The organism is Undibacterium sp. TC9W (assembly GCF_049339865.1).
Lineage (GTDB): Bacteria > Pseudomonadota > Gammaproteobacteria > Burkholderiales > Burkholderiaceae_D > Undibacterium.
Window position 1 is genome coordinate 1 of the sequence record NZ_JBMPPJ010000045.1, and the last position, 10,029, is coordinate 10,029.

Below are 10,029 nucleotides of genomic sequence, written 5' to 3' on the forward strand. Positions count from 1 at the left end.
AGAAATGGACCATGCCTATACAACACTGGCGACAGGCATTGAATCGCTTTGATATAGAATTTGGGGAGCGCATCAACGCTCACCAATAGTTCCGGGAGAACTTACACAGATTTTTTTACAGGCTCATTTTTTATCATAACGGGTATCTGTTAGAATACTGCGTTTGCAAAGTGTAAGACCCCGAACTGCTTGGTTTGCGCCGCTGGCATAAGGCCGCGATTGGCCGCAGATGTTGTCAATGGCAAACCAGGTTTGTTGTCTTTTATGTAGCAACGACCTATTTTATTTCCTGTATGTCTGATTCCAAACCTGCTGACGGTGCCAAGCCGATGTTTTATGACCCTACCGAGCGCCGCATTCGTAGCTTTGTCACCCGTGCCGGACGCTTGTCTGATGCCCAGGCTAGGGCGATAGAAAGCCTGAGCCCACTCTTTTGCATCCCTTACCAAAAAGCGCCGCTGGATGTGGATGCGGTATTTGGCCGCAATGCGCCGACCGTGTTTGAGATTGGATTTGGCATGGGTGAGACCAGTGCCAAGATTTCTGCTGGCATGCCAGAGAAAAATTTCATCGGCGTTGAAGTACATACGCCGGGTGTGGGCAGTCTGCTCAAGCTGACGGACGAAATGGGTTTGCAAAATCAGCGTATCATTCAGCATGACGCCTTTGAAGTGCTGACGCATATGATAGCGCCAGCATCATTGCATGGTATACACGTATTTTTCCCTGATCCATGGCACAAGGCCCGCCATAACAAACGTCGTTTGATACAGGGCCCACTGGTGGCCCTGCTTGCATCTCGTCTGGCACCTGGCGGCTATCTGCACTGTGCTACTGACTGGGAAGACTATGCCGTGCAGATGCTGGAAGTATTGAGGGCTGAGCCGGCACTGGAAAATACTGCCGATGGCTTTGCGCCGCGGCCTGATTACCGTCCTGTGACAAAATTCGAAAACCGTGGCTTGCGCCTTGGCCATGGCGTATGGGATCTGGTGTTCCGCAAGAGGTAAGTGCGGTCAGTATCAACTCTGCATTTTTATCTGCGTGCTACCGGGTTATTGCAAGATTTGCAGAGCGGGTCTCGTACGCAAGTCACGCCAGCGCGCTTCTGATTTCCAGCGTACCGACCATTCTACGAACTGGTCTGCAGGCATGGGGCGGGCAATGCCATAGCCCTGTGCGAGTCGGCATCCCAGTTCCAGTAGTTTGGCCCCATGCGCCATTGTCTCTACCCCCTCAGCAATGACCTGTCGGTCAAAGGCGCCCGCCAGGCGTATCACGCCTTCGACGATGTCCATATCCTCTACATCGGTCAGCATATCACGCACAAAACTCTGGTCTATTTTGAGTGTATCTACCGGCAGCTTACGCAGGTAGGTCAGTGACGAATAACCGGTACCAAAATCATCAAGCGAAAAGTGGACTCCTAATTGTCGGCAGCGGTTCAGAATCGCAACGGCTTGTTCCATATCAGCGATGGCGGCAGTTTCCAATACTTCCAGTTCAAAATTACTGGCCTGGAAGTAGGGATGGATGCGTAAGGCTGTTTGCAGGTAATCGCAAAACTCTGGTGCCAGCAAATGATGGGCACTGATATTGGCGCTGACGCGTATCGCTATGCCCCGCAATTGCCAGTGATAGGCTTGCTGTATCGCAGCCTTGATCACCCATTCACCCAAAGGTTTTTCAAGCTTGCTGCCATAAATGTGTGGCAAAAATTCGCCAGGGGCGAGTATGCCGCGGTTAGGATGCTGCCAGCGTATCAATGCTTCTGCACCGACGATTTCGCCACTGATCAAATCGACCTTGGGCTGGTAATACAAAACAAATTCGTCCTGATCAAGTGCAATTTCCAGTCTCTCCAGTATCTGTCTGCGCTGCTGTGCTTTGCGGTCACTTTCTGGATCAAAAAGATGGTAACGGTTTTTGCCTGCTTCCTTTGCCAGGTACATGGCGTGGTCTGCGTGCCGTAACAGGGTGTCCGCATCGACGTTATCATCAGGATAAAGGCTGACGCCAATGCTGGCCGAGATGCTGATTGATTTCAAGTCGATTTGTATGGCTTTGCTGATACCCGCCAGGACACGATCCAGTATCATGGCGCTTTCTTCTGCAGATGAAATGTCAGACAGCAGCACAGCGAATTCGTCGCCGCCCAGACGCGCAAGCGTATCGTCGGCCCGCAGGACTTGCTTCAGATTTTCTGTGACGCCAATCAATAGACGGTCGCCGACGGTGTGCCCAAATTTATCGTTGATTTCCTTGAAACCGTCCAGGTCAATGAAGCACACTGCCAGTGATTTGCTGGTGCGGTTGGCACGGTTGACTGCCTGGCTCAGACGGTCTGCCAGTAAACGCCGGTTTGGTGCACCTGTCAGCGGGTCGTAGTGGGCCATGCGGTCTAGCTGTGCTTCATGGGTTTTGAGTTCGCTTATATCGGTAAAAATGCCAACATAATGCTGAATTTCTCCTCTTGCATCGCGTACCGCAGAAATCGACATCAATTCAGGAAAGATTTCACCATTCTTACGCTTGTTCCAGATTTCACCGCGCCAGAAATCATCCTCTGTCACGGCCTTCCACATTTCTGCATAAAAGCTGGCATTGTGGCGGCCAGATGCCAGTATCCTGGTCGAGTTGCCATAGACTTCTTTTTCGGTATAACCGGTAATACGCGTGAATGCGGGATTGATCTTGGTGATGCAGCCACGTGGATCAACCACCATGATGCCTTCAAAACTACTGGAGAATACTGTAGCAGCCTCACGCTGCGCAATTTCCAGGACTTTTTGTCCTGTAATGTCGGTATGCGTGCCCGACATGATGTGGGGTTGTTCATGCTCATTCCACGCCACGATCGCCCCTCTGGTCAACACCCAGCGCCATTCGCCTGATTTACTGCGCAAGCGTAATTCCATTTCGTGGTTGGCGGTTTGCCCCTTGATGTGTCTTTCAAGAGAGGTTTGTACCGCTTTCTGATCGTCTGGATGAATATGCTCTGTCCAATACTCCGGTCTGACGTCCATTTCACCCGGTTCGTAGCCCAGCATGGTCTCCCAGCGGGCGCTGACTTTGAAAGCGTTGGTAATTAAATCCCAATCCCAGTAACCCAGGTCAGAGCCTCGCATTACCCTCTCCAGCCTTTGTTCTCTTTCAAGAAGTTCGGCAGCGATGATTTTTTTGTCGTTGATATCGGCAAGAGTACCAACAACGCGCAGTGCATTTCCATACTCGTCGCGATTGACAACACTGCCGCGGGCATGGACCCACTTGATTTGTCCCTGCTTGGTCAGCAGACGATATTCAAAGTCCACATCGCCAGAGTCGCAGTTTTTGTAACTTCTGATGTGTTCCAAAACCATGTTTAAGTCTTCGGGGTAAATCTGGCGTATAAGAAAATCCAGATTTTGCGTGTCTTCACTTTCTGAAAAGCCAGTCATCTCATAGTATCGTTGCGAGCGATAGACTATTCCCGCAGGAACGTCCCAATCCCATAATGCCTCACTGGTCGCAGTAATTGCCATTTGCAGGCGTTCTTCGCTGGTTTGTAATTGCATCGCTGCGATTTTTCGATCAGTGATGTCTTGTACGCTGCCGTGCAACCTCAGTAGCTTGCCTTTAGCATCCAGCACTGCTTCGCCACGTGCAATAATCCAGCGGTGGCTGCCATCTGGTCTGATGACTTCAGCGTCGCAGGTGTAGGGCGCTGATGTCAGAATCGCCCTATCCACAGCACTTGCCAGATTTGCCCAACTATCAGGCGTGAAATATTGCTGCACTTCAGGATAGATGGCAGGCGGCAAGGACGGGTCGCGGCCATAGATCAGGTACACCTCTTCTGACCAACTGTGGACGCCAGTAGGAACGTCCCAGTCCCAGCTACCAACTGCAGCAAGTCGCTGTGCCACCTTCATTGCAGCTTCGCTTTCCTTGATTGCAGCCTCGGCAAGCTTTCGGTCAGTAATATCACGTGAGATACCAAACAAACCCTGGATGTTTCCATCTTTATCCAGCAGTGGCCCCTTGGTAACCATAAATACCAGGGATTTTCCATCAAAGGTGTTTAAATATTCGTCGCGTGTCTTTATTTCCCCACTTGTAATGATGTCATGATCAACTGCTGAGATTAATTCTGCAGATTGTCGCGGGAATAGGGAAAAATCATCGTGACCCAATATGTCCTGCACGGGTTTGTCAACGAATTTAGCTGCAGATTCATTGACCAGCGCATAGCGTCCCTTCAAATCCTTGACAAAAATGGCATCTGAGGTGCCTCTGATGATGGCATCAAGCAGGTTGCGATTACTCTGTACCTTGAGTAGTGATCGTCGCAATGCTTCGCTAAGCAGGCTGACAGCAATTCCGTTCACGACAAGAAAGCCAAGTTGCAAAAGGTCTTGATTTGTCTGGATGTTAAAGCTGTATAGGGGGGGGATCAGGAAGTAGGAAAGTCCGAGGCTGGCGATCAGTGTTGACAGCAGCCCAGGCCCGAGGCCTCCCAGCATTGCGCTCAGGATGATGGGCAACACAAACATGATCAGCATGGGCCGGTTGCCAAAGGTGGTTGCCATCGCCAAGCGCAATAAGAGCACTGAGAGAGGTAGTGCAATCGCCAACAAATAAATGAGCCATCGAGTTTTAAATTGGGGATTAAATGCTTCCAACAAGGAGGTGTCCGAAGTATTCTGCGCACTTGCAGATAATTGCGGTACCGCTTGCATAGCAAGGAAGAACAAGGCGGCCGTAATAATTACAAAGAACACGCCTTTTACTGTCGAAAACCAGGAGATGGTCTCAAGACTGTTGAAACTATGCAGCAAACTGTCGGAAAGAAATATCCACGCCAGCGCAAATAACAGATAAAGCACCGTGACGATGCTGATATAGCGATTGCGCGGGTTAGCCATCATAAAGATCCTGCCGTTTCTGCATTGATGAAGAAGGTCAAGCCTGGTGTTATTTATGTGCTTATTGACATCAACTCTGGATTACGGTAATCGCGAATCTGGATTTATCCTCGGGTTAAGAAATATTGCCGCATGGACTTATCTTGCAAGCCTAGCATGTCTGAATGTCACCTACTAACAAGATGTGCCATGTGTGTTTTTTTGTCAATGTACGAAATGATAATAATCATAAAATTAACATAAAATCGGTGTAAAAAGGTCACCTCGGTGAACATGCAGGATTTGTCAATCTATTCTGGCTTCAAAGCGCGTTGGCATTCAGCGGTGCCAGCAAGGCTTGCAGGTCTTCTGGACTGAACTTGCTGGCAAAGGCTGTGTCGCTTCCTAGAACGCCTTCTACCAACGCTGCCTTGCGCGCCTGCAGACCCAATATACGCTCTTCTATACTGCCTTCTACCAATAATTTATAGATGAAGACAGCTTGTTCTTGCCCTATGCGGTGGGCGCGGGCGTTGGCCTGTTCTTCCACCGCCGGGTTCCACCATGGGTCCACATGGATGATGGTGTCTGCCGTTGTCAGGTTCAGGCCCACACCTCCTGCTTTCAGGCTGATGAGCATGATGGGCGCTTCTTTGTTTTGAAATTGGGCAACTACTGCACCGCGGTTGGACGTTGCGGTTTTGCCGGTCAGCATCAGATAGCTCAGATCCATGTCCACCAGCGCTGCCGCAATCAATTCCAGCATCTCAGTAAATTGCGAAAACACCAGTATGCGGCGGCCTTCTGCCACCAGAGCGGGCAGCATGTCGCTCAGCATTTCCAGCTTGGCCCTTTCCATTTCTGGCGGCAAATTCTGGCTCTTCAGCAAAGCCGGGTCGCAACAGACCTGGCGCAGCTTCAATAGCGCATCCAGTATCGTGATCTGCGCCCCATCAAAGCCCTTGCGTTGCAAAATACGACGCACCTGTTCATCCGCCGCGACGCGCACGCTTTCATATAATTCGCGCTGTTTGCCTTGCAGACGCAAGCGCTTGATAACTTCGGTGCGCGGCGGTAACTCTGTCGCAACTTCATCCTTGCGTCGTCTCAAGATAAAGGGCCGCACCCGTTGCGCGAGCAATTGTGCGCGCAGGGTTTCGCCGTTGACCTCTATGGGTTTGCGCCACAGACGTGAGAAACTGCGCATGTCACCCAGGAAGCCTGGCATCAAAAAATCAAACTGTGCCCATAACTCACCCAGATTATTTTCCAGCGGCGTCCCGGTCATGCACAGTCTGTGCCGCGCATTGATCTGGCGTACTGCATCGGCACTGCGACTGGCGGCATTCTTGACTGTTTGCGCTTCATCAAGGATTAGTAAATGAAATTCCTGCGCCTTCAAGGCCTCAAGATCGCGCCATAGCAAGGGGTAGGTCGTCAGCACCACATCTGCCTGTTTGATATCGGCAAACAAATCAGCCCGTTCTGGTCCTTGCAGCGTCAATACGCGCAGGGCAGGAGCCATACGTCTGGCCTCGGCCTGCCAGTTGAAAATCAAGGAAGTCGGCAACACGATGAGAGCAGGAATATCCATGCGGCCCTGCTGTTTTTCTATCAGCAAGTGAGCGAGCACCTGCGCGGTTTTACCCAGACCCATATCATCTGCCAGTATGCCCGCCAGATGCTGCTCACGCAGATATTGCAACCACGCTACGCCATGCAATTGATAAGGACGCAAGGTCACGCCCATGCCATCTGGGGCAGAGACTGAACGCGGGCTGCCAACTTTTTTAAGGCGTTGCGCCAGGCTGCGCAAGCCCATATCGCCCTGCAATTGCCAGCCACCGTATTCTCCCGCGCGCGCAGGCTGGCTATCGAGCAGGCTGACGCGCAAGGTTTCCAGCCGGTAGCTGTCCCAGGCCGACAATGGCACTGGTCCTTCCACCTGCGGCCTGTCAGTCAGCAAATCCAGCATGTGGATGACGATGGCTTTCAGTGGTGCCGCCATGGCATCAATGCGCTTGCCACCGGGTGCGCGCAATTGTATGACGGCCATATCATCGATGAGGCGTATCTGCCTCGCATTCAGCCAGCGCGCATCGCGTTGTAGCAGATGGGCCAGCATGGGCACTAGGTCCAGCACTTCGCCTTCGATTTCTATCCCCAGGCTCAGCATCCATGAACCTTCACGCGCGGGCAGGCCCAACGGGGTGATGATTTCGTTTCGGCCACGCATGCGTGATGCCACCTGCTTGCCAGTGATAGCACCGGTGTCTTCATCGATAATGAGATGCCAGGCATCGACAGGTACGCTCTCATGCGCAAAGCCTGGACGTACCACGACTTGCCAGCCCATTGCCTGCATCTCTGGTAATTTCTCGGCCCAAAAGTCGGCGAAAAATCCTTCCTGCACCAGGCTCCAGAGTGGGCCAAAATTTTCTGCAATGCTGTCATTGCGCCATTGCAGGCTGGCAGCGGGCAGGGGTTGTAGCGCGATATCCCATACCTTGTCCAGTGCATCAGCTTCTGCACCCAGATCACGTAGCAGGCTAAGGGGTTTGCCATCTTCATCATGCAACAACTGGGTGGAGTGCGGCCTGCGGTTCAGCAAGGCAGTGGGTGCCGGGGTTTGCCAGCGCAGCCCAGTGTCGGTGTGATATAGCCAGTCGATTTCTACCACCGTGACACTGCCACCACGCGGCCCAAAGTCACCGCTGGGTTTCATGCCCAGCAAGCCATCGCCCCTGTGCAGGGTTTGCAGGGTGATGCGCGGACGGAAATGCCCCGTGAACTCAGGCAGGCCACGCGGTGCGGGTTTATTTTCTTTCAAACCGCACCTTTATATTGCCCAGGCTGGCAAACTGCACTTCCACTTCAGTGTGGACGGGCACTTGAGGGCTGCCTGCATATGATCCTGTAATGATTGCCTGACCAGCTTGCAAACCCAGCCCCTGGCTGCGCAAGAATTCTGCCAGCCAGTACAGTGGCAGGCGAGCTTGGCCTGCCGGGTGCTGTCCATCCAGGCTGAGCTCTGGCTGGCCTGCAACGCGCAATTTGATGTCCAGTTGCCTGCTCTGCTTTGCCGCTTCATCATCAACGATGGGGCCGAGTAGCAGACCCTGGTTAAACAGCCCATCAGCAAAGTGATCATGGAAATTCAATTGCTCAGGATGCGTGTAGCGGCTATCTATCAATTCCAGCGCCAGCCTGGTTTCTGCTATTGCTGCATCAATATCTGCTGGCGTATAACTTGCTGCTCTTGCAGGCAGGTCATGGGCGAGTATAAAAGCCAGTTCCGGCTCGATGTTGATTTGCCCTCGCCTGACACGGACCGGGCAGGTTTGCGTGTTCGCATCATGCACATCAATCGCATAGATAGGGGCCAGCACCCATTTGTCAGCAGCAGGCATACCGCATTTCCAGCCAGCGATGGGTTGATCAATGATGTGACTGAGCTCGCACTGTATCGCAAATGCTGTGGTCAGATTATCAGGCCGGAGCGAGGCGGGCAGGGCATCACCCTGTTCACCGCTGTGCCGCCTGTGCAGCAAAATCTGGGCCGCCTGATGGATACTGGCTGGTTTCATGAATATGTGTCTGATCAAAAGAATATGCGCACATTTTATAGTGCTACTGTTTTCAATGCTGACTGCAGGTAGTCAAACAGGCGATTGTCTATGCCCATGCGCAAGACTGGGTGTTCCGCAAAAGCTTGCTGGATTTTCTTTTGCAAGCTGGGACTGTTGCCTGCTTTCTTCAAGGACAATTCCAGCCATTTTTTTGTCAGTTCCTGCACTTTGGGATGGTTGACGCGAGTACCCACTTTGCATTCCAGGTGCAGGGCGGCGATCAGTGCAGGCCAGTGAGCGGCATCTGTCAGACTATGCTGGCGCAAGACTTCCATTTCATCCGGCAGGCAATATGCTGCATACAGGGGCAGTGTGGCGCAGGCGAGGGCACGTACCATGTAATCAAGCGTGGCTTGATCCAGTCCTGAGAATAATTGCAGCGCTTTTTCTTCACTTTGCATCTGGTAAAACTTGATCAGGATCGCGGCATCACCCCCACTTTCTTCCTGCATGCATTGCAGCCAGCGCTGGCTCAGGGATTGAGCCAGTTCATCCTGTGGTGATACCTGTTTTTCCATCAATTCACGCAAGGCTTTAATTAGTGCCGATTTGTCAATCGTATCCACTGCGCTGCGTCTTTGCCGCAATGCCGTGAGTTCTGCAGGAGTGAAATATTTTTCGCTGTGGACTGTCATTTCCAGCGCAGTCAGCCAGTCATCGACAACTGGTAATTGTTGACCGGCAAGATGTTCCGAGAGTGTGAGCAAGTGGTCGCGCAAGGCCAGGGCTTCACGCGCCTGTTTTTCCATCAGGCTGATTTGCTGACTGACAATATCGGCCATGCTGACATTGTTATCATCGAGTATCACCCCGATTTCATCCAGCGATAACTGCAGGCGGCGCAGTGCCTGTATGCGATATAGCCGCAAGACGTCGTCATCATCATACAGACGGTAAGTATTGTCAGCTCTTACCGAGGGGCGTAACAGGCCTATCTTGTCATAGTGATGCAAGGCGCGGACGGTCAGGCCGATGCGTTTTGCAAGCTCACCTACTTTTAATTTCATTTTTCGCCTGCTCATGTGCTTACTTATGTGCTTACTTATGTGCTTACTTGATCGTTGCCAGGATGATAAACCCTGACCCTGGGTCAGGTGCAAGAGACGAAAAATAGAATTGGGAGTTGTCAAATAACTACAAGTGGCATTAGCTTGTTCTGGATCAATGTAAAGAAAGATTTAAAAATTGTTATATTTATGTTGTTCAAGCTGAAATGAAAATTTTTATTTTCCAGCAATGTTACCATTGGTAACATTGGTACTTATTCTAATTGTAACGTTTCATACGTGAATTTTCTTTGGGGTTGTTAATGGCTAATACGTCTGCTGATATCCAAAAGCTTTACATCGCCTACTTCAACCGTCCTGCAGACCCAAATGGTCTGGCCTACTGGATGGCACAAGGCCTGACACTGAACCAAATCGCCGACAGCTTCTCCAAACAAGCAGAATACGCCACCGTATTCGCTGGTAAAACAACAGAAGACACCGTCAACACCATCTACAACAACCTGT

General features: G+C 51.5%; 5 protein-coding genes and 1 pseudogene. 2 read left to right on the forward strand and 4 right to left on the reverse strand.

Features of this window, described 5'->3' with window-relative positions; genetic code table 11:
* Positions 1-293: 293 nt before the first annotated feature.
* Positions 294-1,010, forward strand: coding sequence for a tRNA (guanosine(46)-N7)-methyltransferase TrmB (gene trmB / locus ACO0LN_RS29975; RefSeq protein WP_422980371.1), 717 nt, complete (start codon positions 294-296; stop codon positions 1,008-1,010).
* Positions 1,011-1,055: 45 nt separating this feature from the next.
* Here trmB and ACO0LN_RS29980 read toward each other — a convergent pair whose 3' ends face one another.
* From ACO0LN_RS29980 to ACO0LN_RS29995, 4 genes are all read right to left on the reverse strand, one after another.
* Complete coding sequence (locus ACO0LN_RS29980; RefSeq protein WP_422980373.1) at positions 1,056-4,907, reverse strand: EAL domain-containing protein; 3,852 nt, start codon at positions 4,905-4,907, stop codon at positions 1,056-1,058.
* A gap of 301 nt (positions 4,908-5,208) precedes the next feature.
* A complete protein-coding gene (locus tag ACO0LN_RS29985; RefSeq protein ID WP_422980375.1) occupies positions 5,209-7,716 on the reverse strand; it encodes a DEAD/DEAH box helicase in 2,508 nt (835 codons plus the stop codon).
* Complete coding sequence (locus ACO0LN_RS29990) at positions 7,703-8,473, reverse strand: fumarylacetoacetate hydrolase family protein (protein ID WP_422980377.1); 771 nt, start codon at positions 8,471-8,473, stop codon at positions 7,703-7,705. Before ACO0LN_RS29990 ends, ACO0LN_RS29985 begins: the two co-directional genes overlap by 14 nt.
* Before the next feature lie 35 nt (positions 8,474-8,508).
* Positions 8,509-9,522, reverse strand: coding sequence for a MerR family transcriptional regulator (locus ACO0LN_RS29995; RefSeq protein ID WP_422980379.1), 1,014 nt, complete (start codon positions 9,520-9,522; stop codon positions 8,509-8,511).
* A gap of 302 nt (positions 9,523-9,824) precedes the next feature.
* On the opposite strand from ACO0LN_RS29995, the pseudogene ACO0LN_RS30000 reads away from it, so the two are divergent.
* Positions 9,825-10,029 (forward strand): annotated as a pseudogene (locus ACO0LN_RS30000) (hypothetical protein); the annotation flags it as partial.